This window comes from Deltaproteobacteria bacterium RBG_16_64_85 (assembly GCA_001798885.1).
In the GTDB taxonomy this organism is placed as follows: domain Bacteria; phylum Desulfobacterota; class Deferrimicrobia; order Deferrimicrobiales; family Deferrimicrobiaceae; genus FEB-35.
Genome location: MGQW01000017.1, coordinates 1 through 476, shown reverse-complemented (window position 1 = coordinate 476; position 476 = coordinate 1). Strand labels below are relative to the sequence as shown.

The window sequence follows — 476 nt, the reverse complement described above, 5'->3', positions numbered from 1 at the left end:
TGGTCCCGACGATCCTCCTTTTCGTGGCCGCCGCAAACATCACGACCACCAGCATCAAGTCCTGGATCGGCGGGAGAGTCGGCGTAGCGCTGACCGGAGCCCTGGACCTGGCGCGCGGAAAGCTGGAGGGGGAAGCCCGTCTGCTCTCGGGGCTGGTCGAGGGTGCAGCCCGCCGAATTCCACTGGCAGCTTCCGTGGAGGAGACCCGCGAGGCGCTTGGGGACGTCCGCCACGGGCACTCTCCGGAAACCTCTCTTTTCCTCGCGGACCCCGCAGGGGTTGTCACCGCGAGCGGGGAGGTTCCCTCCGGAATCGCCGCTGAAATTCTGTCGCGCCTGAAGGGGATGAAGTTTGTCGAGCAGCGGGGAAGCTCCACGACGCTGGTCGGCGATATCTACGCTTCCGCTGTCCGGAGAATTCCGGACGGGCGCCTGGTCGTCGCCGTAAGGACTCTTCCCCCCGGGGAATCCAGGATG

The 476-nt window shown here is 66.2% G+C and carries 1 pseudogene (running past one end of the window); it reads left to right on the top strand.

The annotated features are described in order from the left end of the window. A pseudogene (locus tag A2Z13_02475) lies at nucleotides 1-476 on the top strand (hypothetical protein) (it extends 337 nt beyond the left edge of the window).